Annotated in this window: 13 protein-coding genes; 5 read left to right on the forward strand and 8 right to left on the reverse strand. The window is 74.8% G+C overall.

Annotation, left to right across the window (positions count from 1 at the left end; genetic code table 11):
- Positions 1-123: 123 nt before the first annotated feature.
- The 5 genes from ACWDCZ_RS34830 to ACWDCZ_RS34850 form a co-directional block, all read right to left on the reverse strand.
- The gene (locus ACWDCZ_RS34830; RefSeq protein WP_117492192.1) at positions 124-1,329 is read right to left on the reverse strand and encodes an MFS transporter; all 1,206 of its coding nucleotides are present in this window, start codon (positions 1,327-1,329) and stop codon (positions 124-126) included.
- A gap of 5 nt (positions 1,330-1,334) precedes the next feature.
- Positions 1,335-1,943: a GNAT family N-acetyltransferase gene (locus ACWDCZ_RS34835; protein ID WP_449817964.1), complete on the reverse strand. Its 609-nt coding sequence runs from the start codon at positions 1,941-1,943 to the stop codon at positions 1,335-1,337.
- Positions 1,940-3,166: a type III PLP-dependent enzyme gene (locus tag ACWDCZ_RS34840; protein WP_375875365.1), complete on the reverse strand. Its 1,227-nt coding sequence runs from the start codon at positions 3,164-3,166 to the stop codon at positions 1,940-1,942. The genes ACWDCZ_RS34835 and ACWDCZ_RS34840 overlap by 4 nt, the downstream gene beginning before the upstream one ends.
- Before the next feature lie 120 nt (positions 3,167-3,286).
- The gene (locus ACWDCZ_RS34845) at positions 3,287-4,600 is read right to left on the reverse strand and encodes a DUF6271 family protein (protein ID WP_449817965.1); all 1,314 of its coding nucleotides are present in this window, start codon (positions 4,598-4,600) and stop codon (positions 3,287-3,289) included.
- Positions 4,582-5,676 carry a phytanoyl-CoA dioxygenase family protein gene (locus ACWDCZ_RS34850; RefSeq protein WP_375875298.1) on the reverse strand — a complete coding sequence of 365 codons (1,095 nt, stop codon included), beginning with the start codon at positions 5,674-5,676 and terminating at the stop codon, positions 4,582-4,584. Before ACWDCZ_RS34850 ends, ACWDCZ_RS34845 begins: the two co-directional genes overlap by 19 nt.
- Positions 5,677-6,106: 430 nt before the next feature.
- Between ACWDCZ_RS34850 and ACWDCZ_RS34855 the strand changes: the two genes are divergently transcribed.
- Complete coding sequence (locus tag ACWDCZ_RS34855) at positions 6,107-8,050, forward strand: FUSC family protein (RefSeq protein ID WP_449817966.1); 1,944 nt, start codon at positions 6,107-6,109, stop codon at positions 8,048-8,050.
- A 137-nt stretch (positions 8,051-8,187) separates the two neighbouring features.
- On the opposite strand, the gene ACWDCZ_RS34860 is transcribed toward ACWDCZ_RS34855, so the two are convergent.
- Entirely contained in the window at positions 8,188-9,591 is a 1,404-nt protein-coding gene (locus ACWDCZ_RS34860) for an amidase (RefSeq protein WP_449817967.1), read from the reverse strand.
- Positions 9,592-9,899: 308 nt separating this feature from the next.
- Here ACWDCZ_RS34860 and ACWDCZ_RS34865 point away from each other — a divergent pair, with 308 nt between their 5' ends.
- The 3 genes from ACWDCZ_RS34865 (at position 9,900) to ACWDCZ_RS34875 (ending at position 12,494) form a co-directional block, all read left to right on the forward strand.
- Entirely contained in the window at positions 9,900-11,249 is a 1,350-nt protein-coding gene (locus tag ACWDCZ_RS34865; protein WP_449817968.1) for a cytochrome P450, read from the forward strand.
- Positions 11,250-11,344: 95 nt separating this feature from the next.
- Positions 11,345-12,073 (forward strand): rhomboid-like protein, encoded by a 729-nt coding sequence (locus ACWDCZ_RS34870; RefSeq protein ID WP_449817969.1) that lies wholly within the window; start codon positions 11,345-11,347, stop codon positions 12,071-12,073.
- Positions 12,074-12,083: 10 nt separating this feature from the next.
- On the forward strand, positions 12,084-12,494 hold the full coding sequence (locus tag ACWDCZ_RS34875; protein ID WP_449817970.1) for a hypothetical protein: 411 nt from the start codon (positions 12,084-12,086) through the stop codon (positions 12,492-12,494).
- Positions 12,495-12,549: 55 nt separating this feature from the next.
- On the opposite strand, the gene ACWDCZ_RS34880 is transcribed toward ACWDCZ_RS34875, so the two are convergent.
- Complete coding sequence (locus ACWDCZ_RS34880; protein ID WP_049657336.1) at positions 12,550-13,131, reverse strand: DUF421 domain-containing protein; 582 nt, start codon at positions 13,129-13,131, stop codon at positions 12,550-12,552.
- Between the two features lie 54 nt (positions 13,132-13,185).
- Entirely contained in the window at positions 13,186-14,019 is an 834-nt protein-coding gene (locus ACWDCZ_RS34885) for a LysR family substrate-binding domain-containing protein (RefSeq protein WP_181970875.1), read from the reverse strand.
- 67 nt (positions 14,020-14,086) lie between these two features.
- Here ACWDCZ_RS34885 and ACWDCZ_RS34890 point away from each other — a divergent pair, with 67 nt between their 5' ends.
- Entirely contained in the window at positions 14,087-14,515 is a 429-nt protein-coding gene (locus tag ACWDCZ_RS34890; RefSeq protein ID WP_380738112.1) for a DUF5997 family protein, read from the forward strand.
- The last annotated feature ends 96 nt before the right edge of the window (positions 14,516-14,611 follow it).

Raw genomic sequence — 14,611 nt, forward strand, 5'->3', positions numbered from 1 at the left:
GGGGGGCGGGGCGGCCCGGGGGGGGCACTGCGGCCCCCCGGGCCCCCCGCCCCCCCCACGGCCCCGCCCCGGCACCTCGCGACGGGGGTGCGCGAGGTGCCGGGCGAGGGTCCGGGGGTGGGGTCAGGTCGCGTCGGCGGCGAGCCGGGGTTCGGCGGGGGCGGCGGGGGCGTCCTGGTCGGGCCAGCGGATCCGGGTGGCGCAGAGCGAGACGACGGCCGCCGAGGCGGCGACGGCGGCCATGCCCCAGAGCAGGCTGGTGGCGCCGGCGATGAAGCCGATCACGGCGGGGCCGGCCAGCAGGCCGGTGGTGCCCATGGCGGCGACCAGGGAGAGCGCGTCGGGGCCCTGCCGGGCGGCGGCGACGTAGACGCACGGGGTCACCGCGGCCACGCCGAGGCCGACGCAGGCGAACCCGAGCAGGGTCGGGACGACACCGCCGACCGCCAGGGCGAGGGCCAGTCCGAGGCCGGCCAGCAGGCTGCCGGTGCGCACGATCCGGCCGTCGCCGAAGCGGGTGCGCCAGCCGTCCGCGAAGATCCGGGCGCAGACCATCATCACCGAGACCACCGCGATGCCCATCGGGGCGAGTCCGGCGCCGGCCTGCACGTAGTCCTTGAGGTAGAGCGCCGACCAGTCGTTCATGGCGCCCTCGGTGACGGTGCCGAACACCATCGCCAGGCCCATCCAGAGGGTCACGACGGTCGGCAGCACGAAGCCGCGGCGCTCCTTCCGCTCCTCCGGCTCGGCGGCCGCGGCCGGGCCGTCCGTCAGCAGCCCCGGCCGGGCGGCCACGACCAGCACCGCGAGCAGCGCGGCGGCCACCCCGAAGTGCGCCGCCAGGGTGCCGGTGACGGAGGTGACGCCCGAGGCCAGCAGGGCGGCGAGCAGCGAGCCGGCGCTGAAGGTGGCGTGCAGCCGGGACATCGTGGTCCGCTCGAAGCGGGCCTCCAGCGCGGCGCCCTGGGCGTTCATCGCGACGTTCAGGGCGCCGACCGCGACGCCGTCGAAGAACAGCACCAGCAGCGTCACCGGATAGTTCGGCACCACCGACAGCGCGAGCAGGACGACGCCGAGGGCGAGCGCGGACAGCACCGAGAGCAGGCGGGAGCCGAGCCGCCGCATCAGCACCGCGACCAGGGGGAAGGACACCGCCGCGCCGACCCCGCAGGTCATCAGCAGCAGGCCGATCTGGGCCTCGCCCAGGTCGAGCCTGGCCTTGAGTGCGGGCACCCGGGAGACCCAGGTCGCGTACTGGAATCCGAGGACGAAGAACAGTGCGCCGATGGCCACTTGGGACCGGCGGAAGTCGTCGCGAACGGGGGACATCGGTATCAGCCCACTTCGGCTCTGGAGTGCGGCCCGGGGGTCGGGTCGGTGGGGTGCGGCAGCGGCCGGGACGGGACGGGGTCCAGCGGCATCGCCATGTAGACCGCCCGGGTGCCGTAGCTCTCGGGCAGGTCGATCTCGGGCCGGGCGCGGTAGCCCAGCGTGGTCCACAGCACGTGCGAGCCGCGGACGGCGACCAGCGAGACGCTCCGGTAGCCGGCCGTCCGGGCGGTCTCCTCCAGGTGCCGCAGCATCCGCAGGGACAGGCCCCGACCGCGCAGCTCCTCGGCGACGACCAGGTCGTGCGCGTGCATGTTGGTCGGCCGCTCGCCCGCGCCGTGCCCGTCCTCGCTGCGGGCGAGGTCCGGGCAGCGGAACAGCGGGTACGGCAGGGCGAGCAGGTACCCGCCCACGCCGCCCTGGCCGCCCGGGTGCTCCAGCACGAAGCAGGTGTCCGGCGAGGCGCGGTGCCGGGACCGGAGCGCCTCGCGCCCCTCGGACAGGCCGCTGGCGGCGTAGGCGCGCTCCTCCAGCGCGACCACGGCGTCCCAGTCCTCCTCCCGGAGCAGCCGGATGCGCAGGTCGGTCGGAGCGTCGACGAGGGCGTCGGTCATGCGGTGCCTCCGTGGTGGTCCCGGCCGTCGCCGCCACCGATGCAGGTGTACGGCAGCGGCGCGAAGCCGTTGAACCCGCGGGTGGCGTAGGCCGTGGCGTACGCGCCGCAGGAGTGGATCCAGACCGGGTCGCCGGAGCGGACCGCGCGCGGGACGCGCACCCGGCCGCCGTCCTGGGCGTACGCGTCGTCGCTGTCGCAGGTCGGGCCGGCCACCACGGCGTTGACGAACTGGCCGCCCGGGTGGGCGGGGAACTCCAGCCGGTACTGGAGCTGGTCCATCTCGTACAGGCCGTTGAACTTGCCGCAGCTGAGGTAGAGCCAGTCCTCCCGGGTGCCGTCGAGGCGGTGGCGGGAGGTGAGCCGGGAGACGTGGGCGCGGATCGCGCCGTGGTCGGCGACCAGGTGGCGCCCGGGCTCCAGCAGGAACTCCAGCGGCCCGGCGTTGACGGCGCGCAGCCGTTCCATGCCCTCGCGGATCACCACGAACATCTTGTCCAGCGGCGGGTCGAGCGGGCGCCCGCCCCGGTCGAGGACGCCGAGGGCGGGCAGGCCGCCGCCGAGGTTGATCCGGGTCGGCGTGATCCCGCGCCAGTTGAGCGCCTCCAGCACGGCGGCCAGCGCGTCCACGGCGGCGGTCCAGGCCTCGGCGGTCATCTGCTGGGAGCCGACGTGCACCGACAGGCCGGACGGCACCAGCCCGGCGGTCCGGGCGGCGTCGAGCACCCGCACGGCGTCCTCGGGCGAGCAGCCGAACTTGTGGCTCAGGCCCCACAGGGCGCCCTCGCCGGTGGTCGCGATCCGGCAGAACACCCTTGCGCCGGGGGCGTGTTCGGCGATCGCCGCGACGTCCTCCAGGCTGTCGGTGGCGAAATCCCGCACGCCCAGCCGGTAGGCCTCGGCGATGTTGCGGTCCGACTTGATGGTGTTGCCGTAGTGGATCAGCTCGGGCGGCACGCCGGTGCGCAGCGCCTGGGCGATCTCCTGCGGGCTCGCCGCGTCGAAGCCGGAGCCGAGCGCGGCGAGGTGCTCCATCACCTCGTCCACCGGGCAGGCCTTCATGGCGAACCGGACGGCCACGCCGGGCAGTTCGGCGCGGAGCGCGGCGTACTGGCGGCCGATGCCGTCGAGGTCGTAGATGATCCGGTCGTCGGTGCCGTCGGCGAGTGCGGCGCGCAGCGCGCCGCGGTCGTGTTCGTCGGCGCGGGGTGGTTCGGTGTGCAGCACGGAGACGGACGGGGCGCGGTGGGCGGGCGGGTGGCCGGCTACGCGGGCGTTGGCGTGGCCGGCGGCCGTACTGGTCTTGCTGGTGGTCTGGCGTATCACGGTGAGCTCCCCGTCCGGCTAGCGCGGCGACCGGTCGGCGGGGGTGGCCTTGGCCGCCCGCACCAGCGGGCCCCACGCGTCGATCAGCGCTGCGAAGTCCTCGATGTCCGCCTGCGCCTCGTCGAGCAGGCGCGCCCGCAGGGGCGCCAACCGGTCCGCGAAGTCGGCGTACTTCCCGCCGAGCCGCCGGTAGCAGCGGTCGAGTTCGGCGAGCCTGCGGTGGTTCTCCGCGCGGTCCGTCGCGGCGCTGCGACGGGCGGAGTCGGCGATCGCCTCGGGGCGGACGCGGTGCTGCTCGTCCAGCAGGGCGCCGCCGGCGGTCTCCATGTCGGAGTAGACCGGGTAGAGGTAGAGCATGGAGAGCAGGAACTTGGCGTAGCGCAGCTGGTAGGCGGTGAAGCCCGGGCCGGTGCGGCGCTCCGGGGTGTAGTAGTTGACGATGTGGCGGTTGTGGGTGACGCCCGGCAGGGTCGCGTCACGCACCAGGTGGTGCAGGAAGTAGTCGCTGCCGATGGTGTCGGTGGCGGGCGGCAGCGGCACCCGTTCGTACACCTCGTGGTGGAGGCCGATGTTGCACATGTCGATGTGCCAGATGTCGGGCAGGTCGAGCACCGCGCGGTCGGCGGTGAACGGCTCGCTGCCGCCGCCGGTGAAGGAGTCGGCGACGAGTTCGCGCTTCTCCTCCTCGCTCGCCCCGGTGGGCGCCCAGAGCGCGACCACGTCGTGGTAGACCTCGGGGTCGAGTTCGCGGATCTCGCCGATGTCGACGGAGAGTTCGCCGACGAAGGAGGCGCCGACCAGCGCGACCGGCTTGTCCGCGTGCGCCGGGTCGAGGCGGTTCTCGGTGACGGCGGCGGCCGCGTCGGCGGCCTTCAGGCCGAGCGTGGCCAGCTCGTGCTCGATCGGGAACACCGGTTCGCCGTCGAGCAGTTGGTAGCTGCTGTCGGAGTCGCGGCGGTGCACCGACGCGCAGCCGAGCGCGGCGGCCAGCAGGAACGCCCGGTTGGTGCAGGCGCCGTAGGAGAGGGCGTCGGGCAGCATCAGGCGCAGCAGCCGGTCCGGGTCGGCCGCGCCGGAGCGCTCGACCGCCTCGCGCAGGAAGGCGCGTTGGGCGTCCTCGTCCAGGTGGTGGACGACCACGCCCTCGACGGCCGGCAGAGCGGCGAGGGCCGCGGCGTGCCGGGCGCGGGTCGCGGGGTCGGCGGAGTCCAGCACCAGCAGGTGCACCCGGACGCCGAACCGCCGTACGGCGTGGGCGGCTTCGGCGCCGATCGCGGTGATGGTGTCCGCGCACGCGCGGTTGGTGGGCAGGGTCAGGCAGACGTCGCGCATTCCCGCTCCCCCGTGTCCCCGCGTTCGTCGAACGGCTTGCCGCTCCAGGAGCGCAGGCCGAGCAGCTTCTCCCCCAGCTCGGTGAGTTCGGCGGTCCCGTAGCGCTGCGCCTCGGGCCGGTCGGCGTCGCCGACCAGCGTGCGGTTCCAGTCCGGCGTGCCGAGCGTGCGCCAGGACTCCACCCGGGAGCGGCGCAGCTTCTCGGACTCCTCCAGCGCGGGCATCATCGACAGGTACTGCACCGCGCGCACCCCGCCCGCGGAGGTGTTGGGCGCCACGCCGTGGGCGAGCAGGCCGTTCCAGATCAGCAGGTCACCGGCCTTCAACTCGGGCCGGACGACCGGGTACTCGGCGCGGTCGACGTCCGGGCGGATCGGGTCGCGGTCGGCCGGCTGGGCGGCCTGCCACTGGTTGAAGCGGCGGAACAGCTCCGGGTCGCACTGGAAGCCGCCGTGGTCGGGGGCGGTGTCGTTGAGCGCGATGATGCCCTGGACGCGCTGCGGCAGCACGCCCCGGGTGGTGTCGACGTCCCAGTGCAGCTCGATGTCGAAGCCGCGGTCGGTGGGCTCGATCAGCGCGCGGTCGCGGTTGCGGACGTTCGGCGGATTGAGGTTGAGCCGGTCGAGGGTGACCCAGAGCTCCTCGCAGTCCCACACGTCGACGAAGGCGTCGTAGACGCGCTGCGCCTGGCGGCTGTCCCAGATGAGCTGGTGGTGGTAGGCCTCGACGAAGCCGTAGATGTGCAGGTGCCGGTCGAGTTCGTCGCGGTAGTCGCGCTCGCGGTACCAGTCCTCGGGGCGGTCCGGCGACAGGCCCTGGAACTCCCAGGCGAAGTCGAGCAGTCGGCGCGCGGCCTCGGCCGGGATCGCCTGCTTCACCACCACGTAGCCGTAGTCCTGCCAGAAGGCGTGGTCCTCCTCGGAGAGCACGCGCAGCGGGTGCGTCTTGCGGACCTCGCGCAGTGCGGTCGGGGCGAGGTAGCTCTCGGTGTCGGCGCTGAAGTAGGGGCGCTCCGACGCGGCCCGGTACAGGTATTCCCCCGCGGGTCCGTCGGAGTGTGGGGCAGGGCTCGGCATGGGCAGTCACTCCATGGTTCGTAGTCGACGCAGCGCTTCCTCGTACGCCAGGTGCGGGCACGGCGAGTCGGCGGCCGGTCACCGGCCGCAACGGGAATTCGAGCGCGGACCGGAAGGCCGTCCGCACACGGCCCTTCTCCCCTCGGCCCGCGGGCGCGGAACAGCGCCACGTCAGGGGGTCAACTCGTCCGTCCGGCAAGGCCGCTCACCCTGCATCAGCCATTGCCGAACCGCGCTCCCCATACGTTGGACTAGACCAACTAATGGTGTCAACCCTTTCCCGCGGGTTACCGATTGGGAAATCAACGCAGCTCACGGCGCCTCTCGGGGTTCGCTTTATGTTTCGGAGGCTGACATAAGCGCGGGTATGTTTCCGGAATTGACATAAGCGCGAACGGTGAACCGCCCGGGTCCGCCGTACGTTGGGCACATGGCACGCGCGTTGACGGCTCCCCCGTGGCTGACCGAGGGCCTGCGCCCCCGGTCCGCACCGGTCCCCTGGGCGGCGGCCGCCCGCGCCTCCGTCGCGCTCGCCGCCCCGCTCGCGGTGGGCACCGCCACCGGACGGCCCGGCTACGGCGCGCTGGTGTCGATGGGCGCGCTGTCCGGAGTCATCGGGGACACCGCCGACGCCTACCGGATGCGGGTGTTCAACATCGCCGTGCCCCAGCTGTTCGGCGCCCTCGGGATGCTGTTCGGCACCCTGGTGTTCGGCACCGGCTGGACGGCCGTCGTGACGGTGACCGTCGTCGCGCTGGTCTCCGGCATGATCTCCTCGATCGGCGCGGTCGCCTCCGTCTCCGGACTGCTCCTGCTGCTCAACGCGGTGGTCGGGGCCGGCCTGCCGCTGCCCTCCCCGTGGTGGCTGCCGCCCGCCCTGCTGCTGCTCGGCGGCCTGGTGGTGCTCACCCTGACCCTGCTCGCCTGGCCGCTGCGGCTGGGCGTCCCCGAGCGGGCGGTGGTGGCCGGCACCTACCGGGCGGCCGCCGACCTGCTGGAGGCCGCCGGCACACCGGAGTACGACGGCCGCCGCCACGCGCTCACCCAGTCGCTCAACCAGTCCTACGACCTGCTGCTCGCCCGGCGCGCCCGCCGGCACGGCCGCTCACCCACCCTGGCGCGGCTGCTCGCCCAACTCAACGCGCTGATCCCGGTGGTCGAGGCGGCCCCCGCGGCCCAGCTGCGCCCGCCCGAGTTCGGCCCGCTGCCGGCCGACTACCCGGCCGCCGTCCGCGCGCTCGCCGACGCCGTCGAGCGGGACCGCGCCGGCCCGGCGCCGGCCCTCGCCCTGCCGAGCCCCGCCGGGCCGTCCACCCGCGCCCTGGTCGAGGCGATCGAGCACGCCGCCACCGTGGCGTACGAGGCCTCGCCCGACCCGTACGCCGCCGACGACCGGCTCGGCCGGCCGGCCCGCCTCGCGGTGCGGACCCGGCGGGCGGCCAGGGCGCTGCTGCTGTCCGGCGCGTCATGGCGGTACGGGCTGCGGCTGGCGCTGTGCATCGGGCTGGCGCAGGTGCTGGTCTCGGTGATCGCGGTGCCCCGCTCGTACTGGGTGGCGCTGACCGTGACCTTCGTGATGAAGCCCGACTTCGGCTCGGTGTTCTCCCGCGCGGTGCTGCGCGCGTTCGGCACCGCGGCCGGGCTGCTGATCGCCATCCCGGTCCTGGCCGAGGTACCGCACGGCTGGTGGGACGTCCCCGTGATGGCGGTGCTGGCGACGCTGATCCCGGTGCTCTCCGCCAAGGGGTACGCCTTCCAGACCGCGGCCATCACCCCGGTCATCCTGCTGCTCTCCGACCTGCTCAACCACCAGGGCTTCCACCTGGTGCTGCCCCGGCTCTACGACTCGCTGATCGGCTGCGGGATCTCCCTGCTGGCCGGCTACCTGCTGTGGCCGGAGTCCTGGCACACCCGGATCGGCGACCGCCTCGCCGACGCCGTCCAGGACACCGCCTCGTACGTGTCGCTGGCCTTCGCCACCGGCCCCGGACCGGACGAACCGGCCGCCCGCGCCCGCTACCGGCGGCGGCTCTACCGGGACCTGTCCGCCGTGCGCAGCGAGTTCCAGCGGGCCCTCACCGAGCCGCCGCCGGTCGGGGCCCGGGCGCGGGCGTGGTGGCCGGTGGTGATCGCGGTCGAGCGGATCGTGGACACCACCACCGCCACCCGGGTGCGGATCGAGCACGGCGCGCCGGTGCCGACCACCGCCGAGGTCGCCGCCGTCACCCGGGAGCTGGCCGACCTGGCCGAGGCGCTGCGCACCGGCGAGCGGCTGCCGGAGGCGCGGCCGGACGCGCTGTCGCCGGACTGCGCGCTCGCCCGGCTGCACCACGAGGTGCGCGCGGCCCGGGCGGTGGCGGCGCCGCTGCCCTGAGCGTCACCGCCCGGAACGTGTCACCGCCCGGAGCGCCGGGGTCCTGAGCGCCGGGGTCCTGAGCACCGGGGTCTTGGGCGCCGCCACTCCGAACGCCGCCGTCGCCGAACGGCCGACCGGGCCCCGGACCGGCCCGCTCAGTCCTGGATCCGCCGCCAGGGCCGGTCCGCCTCCAGCGCGAAGGCCAGCTCCAGCAGCAGCCGCTCCTGCCCGTGCGCCGCCGACAGGTGCACCCCGACCGGCAGCCCGCCGGGCGCGGAGCCCGCCGGCAGGGCGATGCCCGGGCCGCCGGCCACGTTGTTGACCGGGGTGAAGGCCACGTAGCGCGCCAGCCGGTCCATCAGCTCGTCGAAGTCCACGTTCGGGCTCAGGTGCCCGATCGGCGGGGTGGTGTGGGCGAGCACCGGGGAGAGGATCACGTCGTGGGTGCGGAAGATCCGCGCGTACACGCCCTCGGCCCGGCGCAGCCTCCGCAGCACGCCGGGGGTCCGCGGGAACTCGGCCTGGAACCGGCGGCGCAGCCCGGTGGTCAGGCCGTCCAGCCTCCCGGCCCGGAAGCCCGGGTCGATCAGCAGCCGGCCGGTGGCCGCGACGGCCCAGGCGATGTAGCCCCAGTAGCTGACGAAGTCGCGGGAGAACTCCTCGCCGAAGGGCAGTGCGGCGGGCTCGACCAGGTGGCCCATCGCCTCCAGCCGGGCGGCGGTCTCCTCGACCACCCGCCGGGTCGGCCCGTCGGTCCTGGCGGTCGGCGAGTCCACCACCAGGCCGATCCGCAGCCGCCGCTCGCCGGGCCCTTCGACCAGGCCGAGCGGGGGCAGCGCGGGGTTGCTCCGGTGCCGCTCGGCGGCGGCGAGGAAGGCGGCGGTGTCGCGCACCGAGCGGGTCAGCACGCCGTCGGTGACCAGGTCGATCGGCAGTTTGCCGCTCTGGGCGTTGGTGACCAGCCGGCCCCGGGTGGGCTTGAGGCCGACCAGCCCGCAGCAGGCCGCCGGGATGCGGATCGAGCCGCCGCCGTCGTTGGCGTGGGCGATCGGCACCACGCCGGAGGCCACCAGGGCGGCCGCGCCGCCCGAGGAGGCGCCGGCCGAGTGCGAGGGCTTCCACGGGTTGCGCACCGGCTGGGCGGTGGCGAACTCGGTGGAGGCGTTGAGGCCGAACTCGGGCAGCCGGGTCTTGCCGAGGACGGCCAGGCCGGTGGCGAGGAACTGGTCGGTGAAGCGCGCGTTGCGGCGGGCCGGGCGGGCGGGGAAGGCCTCGCTGCCCATCCCGGTCGGCAGGCCGCGCAGGTCCACGTTGTCCTTGAGGTAGGTCGGCACGCCCCAGAGCGGACCGCCGATGCCCTCCCGGCTGATCCGCGGCCTGTCGTACGAAGCGTGGGCGACGGGCAGCAGCGCGCCGTCCACCCGGGCGGCCCGGTCGACGGCCGCGCCGACCAGCTCCCGGGGGTTGACCGTACCGGCCCGGACCAGCGCGGCGAGCGCCACCGCGTCGTGGGCGCCCAGGGCGTCGTCGGCGAACGCGTGGACCCGCTCGTCGGTCATCCGAACCCCCCACTCCCCGCCGGACGTTCCGCCGTCCGACCATCGCACCGGCTGCTCGTACCTGCCCGGTTCTACTGACCGGTAATCTCACTGGGCTCCGAGTGTAGGCCCACCCGGCGACGCCCTGCGGCCCGGGGCGCCCGCTCACGGGCGGACGAGCCGTCAAGACAGCGAGGGCGCACGATCGTTCGCCCCGCGCCCCCGCGTTCACCCCGTCCGCCGGTCCACGATCGTTTCGCCGCACACCGCCGGGAAAGATCACGTTCGCGATTCGTCCCGGTCCTCCCGCCCCAACCAAGGTGACGCCCGTGCCGACCCCGTTCTTCCCGACCACCCGGTTCACCGCGGCCACCGCCCCCGGCGGCCTCCCTCTGCTCGGCCACGCCCCCGCCCTCCTCCACCACCCCCACGAGTTCGTCGCCGGCCTGCCCGCCCACGGCGACCTCGTCCGGCTGCGGCTCGGCCCGCTCCGCGCGTACGTGGTCTGCCACCCCGAGCTGGTCCGCCGGATGCTCACCGACGACCAGACCTTCGACAAGGGCGGGCCCCTCCTCGACAAGGCCCGGGAGGTCTTCGGCAACGGCCTCGCCACCTGCCCCGCCGCCGCCCACCGGCGCCAACGGCGCATGCTGCAGCCCGCGTTCCACCGCGACCGGCTGCCCGGCTACGCCGCGCTGATGATCGAGGAGATCGCCGGCGCCACCGCCCGCTGGCACGACGGCGACGTGATCGACGTCCCCGCCGCGATGTACCGCCTCTCCACCGCCGTCACCGCCCGCTGCCTGTTCGCCGCGCACGAGCGGGCCGGCTCGCTGCCGGTGCACCGGAGCATGGACATCGTGACCCGCGGCGTCGGCCGGCGGCTGATGCTGCCGCTGCCCGGCGCCGACCGCCTCCCCACCCCCGGCAACCGCCGCTTCCGCCGCGCCCAGCAGGACCTGCGGGAGATCACCCGGCGGCTGATCGCCGAACACCGCGCCACCGGTACCGACCGGCAGGACCTGCTCTCCACGCTGCTCGCCGCCACGGACGAGGACGGCCGGGGCCTGTCCGACACCGAGGTCCACGAGCAGGTGGTCACCTTCCTGCTGGCCGGCATGGAGACCACCGCCGCCACCCTCTCCTGGGCCTGGACACTGCTCGCCGCCAACCCGGCCGTCCGGACCCGCCTGCACGCCGAGCTCGACACCGTCCTGGACGGCCGGCCCGCCCGCCACGAGGACCTGCCCTCCCTGCCGCTCACCGCCCGGATCGTCAGCGAGACCCTGCGGCTCTACCCGCCGCCGTGGATCCTCAGCCGCACCGCCACCACCGACACCGAGCTCGGCGGCCACCGCGTCCCGGCCGGCGCCACCCTGCTGTACAGCCCGTACCTGCTGCACCGCCGGCCCGACCTGTTCCCCCGCCCCGACCGCTTCGACCCCGACCGCTGGCTCACCACCGCCCGCCCCGCCCCCGGCACCTACGCGCCCTTCGGCCTCGGCGCCCGCCGCTGCATCGGCGACGCCTTCGGCACCACCGAGGCCGTCCTCGCCATCGCCACCATCGCCGCCCGCTGGACCATCGCCCCCACCCCCGGCCGGCCCGTCCGCCCCGTCCGCGGCTCCTCCCTCGTGCCCCGGCCCTTCACCGCGACGCTGACCCGCCGGGTCCGCTGACCGGAGCCCCACCGGGCTTCGGTACTGTCCCGGCAGGGCCGGCCGCACGGACGCCGACCGCGGACCACACCGCTCGACCGGGACACCACCAGACCATGAACGCACCCACCCCATCGGGGCTCCTGACCGGGCTGCTCCGCGCCGTCCGGACGTACCCGCGCCGCTCGCCGCTGACCCTCGGCTACGTCCTCCTGCTCCTGCTCGGGAACGTCTGGGTCGGGAACCTGCTCGCCCCGGACCGGGCGGACGCGCTCCGCGACCACATCAGCACCAACCTCGACAACCTCCACGACCACCCGGTCACCGCCCTGTTCGGCAGCGCGCTGCTGTTCGACGGCACCCTCACCGAGATCCTCTCCACCGGCTTCGGCGGCACCCTGATCACCCTCGGCCTCGGCATCGGCTGCTGCCTCGCCTGGACCGAGCGCCGCTTCGGCAGCCCGCGCGCCGCCGCCGTCCTCCTCGGCGGGCACATCGGCGCCACCCTGCTCACCGCCGCGGTGATCGTGTTCGCCCTGCGGCACGGCTGGTACCCGGAGAGCGTGCGCCAGGCCTCGGACTACGGCATCAGCTACGGCGCCCAGACCGTCCTCGCCCTCGCCGTCCTCGCCCTGCCCCGCTGGGCCCGGCTGCCCTGGGCCGCCTTCGTCCTCGCCTGGCCGCTCTCCGGCGACGGCGAATGGCCCGGCCCCCTCCCGCCCTTCACCACCGTCGGCCACCTGCTCTCCGCCGCCCTCGGCTTCGCCCTGGCCGCCGGCGTGGCCCTCACCGCCGCCCGCCGCCGGCGCGCCGAAACCCTTGCCCCGGCGCCGGCCGACCGGTGATCATGCCCGGATGACCAGGAGTGCGAAGACCCCCTTCCACAGCCCCCGCTCCTTCCAGCTCTGGCACTACGGCATCGGCCACAAGGAACTGGTGCTGCGCAGCCAGGCGGGCGGGCAGGAGCCGGAGACCCTCGACATCGTCTTCGAGACGGTGCGGGCGATGAAGCTCCACACCCACTACCCCACGCTGACGATCCGTTCCGCCACCCCCGAGGAGCGCAAGAGCATCCGGGAGTTCTCCGACGGCGGCCCGGGCGAGCTCTCCGGCGCGGGGCACTACTACCTGGTCCTGGAGTCGGAGCGGGAACCGGCCTTCGTGGTGTGCCGCCGGGTCGAGGCCTACGCCCGGCCCGGTGCGGAGGCCGACTACCGCATCACGGCGTCGACCGGGCGCCTGGTCTGGGCCGGCAGCCGGGCCTGAACCCGCGCCCGGGCCCGGCTCTGAGCCTGGACCCGTGCCCGAGCGCGAGCCCGCGTCAGCCCGGCGGGCGCCGGTCGGCGGCGATCGCGGTGAGCAGCCGCTCGATCTCCGCCAGCCGGCGCCGCAGGTCCTCGACGTCGGCGCGGGTGGCGCTCTGCTCGCCGTGCTTGAGGGCCACCAGCAGCTGCCCGTCCGGCTCCAGCCGGGCGCGGGCGACGTCGCCGACCTTGTCGCCGTTCTGGATCCGGATGGCGTGCTCCAGCTCCGACGGGCGCAGCGCCAGGCTGTGCAGCGCGCCCTCGACCAGCTTGCCGTCCTTCACCACGGTGGTGGGCCTGCCCTCCAGGAGCCGGGCGGCCTTCGGGTCGCGGGCGAGCCAGCGGGTGACGCCGGCGTTCACCGCGACCAGCGTGACCGCCCCGATCGCGCCGCCGAGCAGGCTGTTGTCGTTGCCGATGATGGCGTTCTGCACCACGTTGGAGAGCAGGAAGACGACCACCATGTCGAAGGTGTTCAGCCCCGCCAGCCCGCGTTTCCCGGCCAGCCGGAACAGCACCAGGATCAGCACGTAGACGGCGACCGTACGGAGGACCTTCTCCACGATCGGAATCTGGACGGCCATCAGGTCGTGCCACACTGCCCCGCTCCTCCCGCTCGACCACAAGCGAACGGGGCAGACGCTACGCCACGGTCACCGCTTGGGCCTGCCGCGCCGGGCCGCCGCGCCCCGCCCGCCGGCCTTGGCACCCCCGGCCTTCGGCGCCCCCGCGCGCTGTCCACCGGACTTCTGCCCGCCCGCCTTCTGGCCACCCGCCTTCTGCGCGCCGCCCTTCTGCCCGCCGGACTTCTGCGGCTGCGGCTTGCCCCGGCCGGCCGCCGCCTTCTTCGGCTGCGCCTCGGGCGCCGCCTGCCCGGCCCCGCGCCCGCGCGAGCTGTTGACCGTACGGCCGCGGACGATCCCGATGAACTCCTCCACCAGGTCCGTCGTCCGCTCCTGCGGCCAGGCCAGCGCCACCTGGGACTGCGGCGCCTCCACCACCGGCCGGTAGGTGAGGTCCCGGCGGTGATGCAGCCGGGCCAGCGACTGCGGCACCAGGAGCACGCCGACGTTCGCCGCGACCAGCTCGATCGCGTCCTCCGTGCTGTCCGGACGCGCGATGGCGGGCCGCCCGGGCAGGGTGTCGGCGGTGAAGCCGAGGGTGTCGTCGAGCGGGTGGAAGACCACCTCCTCGGCCAGGTCGTCCAGCGCGACCTCCTCGGCGGCGGCGAGCCAGTGGTCCTTGGGGAAGACCACGACGGTGGTCTCGCTGTAGAGCGGGATCGCGCTCAGCACGTCCTTGTCGACCGGCAGCCGGACCAGCCCGGCGTCCGCGCCGCCCTCGCGCAGCGTGCGCTCGCCGTCGCCGAACGGGACCGCGAGGAGGTCCAGCGGCACGTCCGGGAGCCGCTCGCTCCAGACCCGGACCCATTTGCCGGGGGTCACGCCCGGGACGTACACGAGCCGGAAGGACGGGTTCACCTGCATGTCTGTCACAAGGCAAGGCTACCGACCGTGACCGGGAGCGCCCGCGCACTCCCTTACCCTTGTCACCATGACATCGCTCAAGCAGAAGACCAGCCAGACCATGAAGCCGGCCACCGCGGCCAAGAAGCTGGGGATCTACCTCGACGCGGCGCCGACCGGCTTCCAGGAGGGCGTGGTCTCCCGCGAGGAGCTCAGCGCGCTGCAGGCCGAGCCGCCGCAGTGGCTCCAGGACCTGCGCAAGAACGGCCCGCACCCGCGCCCGGTGGTCGCCGCCAAGCTCGGCATCTCCATCTCCGGCCTGGCCCGCGGCGGCGTGACCGAGGCGCTCACCACCGAGCAGATCGAGGCGGTCAAGGCCGAGAACCCGCTCTGGCTCCAGCACGAGCGCGCCAACCAGGTGGACGTCCGCAAGGAGACCGCCCGGATCAAGGAGAAGCACGAGAAGGAGGCCGCCGCCCAGGCCGCCAAGGAGGGCAAGGCCGCCAAGGCCCGCTGACCCGTCCTCCCCCGCCCGGCACGGCGGCGCCCCGGCGCCGGTTGCCGGGCCCCCGCGCACACGACGGTGCCGGCGTCCGTTCCGACGGACGCCGGC

It is taken from the genome of Kitasatospora sp. NPDC001225 (assembly GCF_053597855.1).

What these genes read in the sequence shown, in the direction of transcription:
- ACWDCZ_RS34830 (WP_117492192.1), bottom strand. Translation starts at nt 1,329, where the DNA reads ATGTCCCCCGTTCGCGACGACTTCCGCCGGTCCCAAGTGGCCATCGGC.
- ACWDCZ_RS34835 (WP_449817964.1), bottom strand. Translation starts at nt 1,943, where the DNA reads ATGACCGACGCCCTCGTCGACGCTCCGACCGACCTGCGCATCCGGCTG.
- ACWDCZ_RS34845 (WP_449817965.1), bottom strand. Translation starts at nt 4,600, where the DNA reads ATGCGCGACGTCTGCCTGACCCTGCCCACCAACCGCGCGTGCGCGGAC.
- ACWDCZ_RS34850 (WP_375875298.1), bottom strand. Translation starts at nt 5,676, where the DNA reads ATGCCGAGCCCTGCCCCACACTCCGACGGACCCGCGGGGGAATACCTG.
- ACWDCZ_RS34855 (WP_449817966.1), top strand. Translation starts at nt 6,107, where the DNA reads ATGGCACGCGCGTTGACGGCTCCCCCGTGGCTGACCGAGGGCCTGCGC.
- ACWDCZ_RS34860 (WP_449817967.1), bottom strand. Translation starts at nt 9,591, where the DNA reads ATGACCGACGAGCGGGTCCACGCGTTCGCCGACGACGCCCTGGGCGCC.
- ACWDCZ_RS34870 (WP_449817969.1), top strand. Translation starts at nt 11,345, where the DNA reads ATGAACGCACCCACCCCATCGGGGCTCCTGACCGGGCTGCTCCGCGCC.
- ACWDCZ_RS34875 (WP_449817970.1), top strand. Translation starts at nt 12,084, where the DNA reads ATGACCAGGAGTGCGAAGACCCCCTTCCACAGCCCCCGCTCCTTCCAG.
- ACWDCZ_RS34885 (WP_181970875.1), bottom strand. Translation starts at nt 14,019, where the DNA reads ATGCAGGTGAACCCGTCCTTCCGGCTCGTGTACGTCCCGGGCGTGACC.
- ACWDCZ_RS34890 (WP_380738112.1), top strand. Translation starts at nt 14,087, where the DNA reads ATGACATCGCTCAAGCAGAAGACCAGCCAGACCATGAAGCCGGCCACC.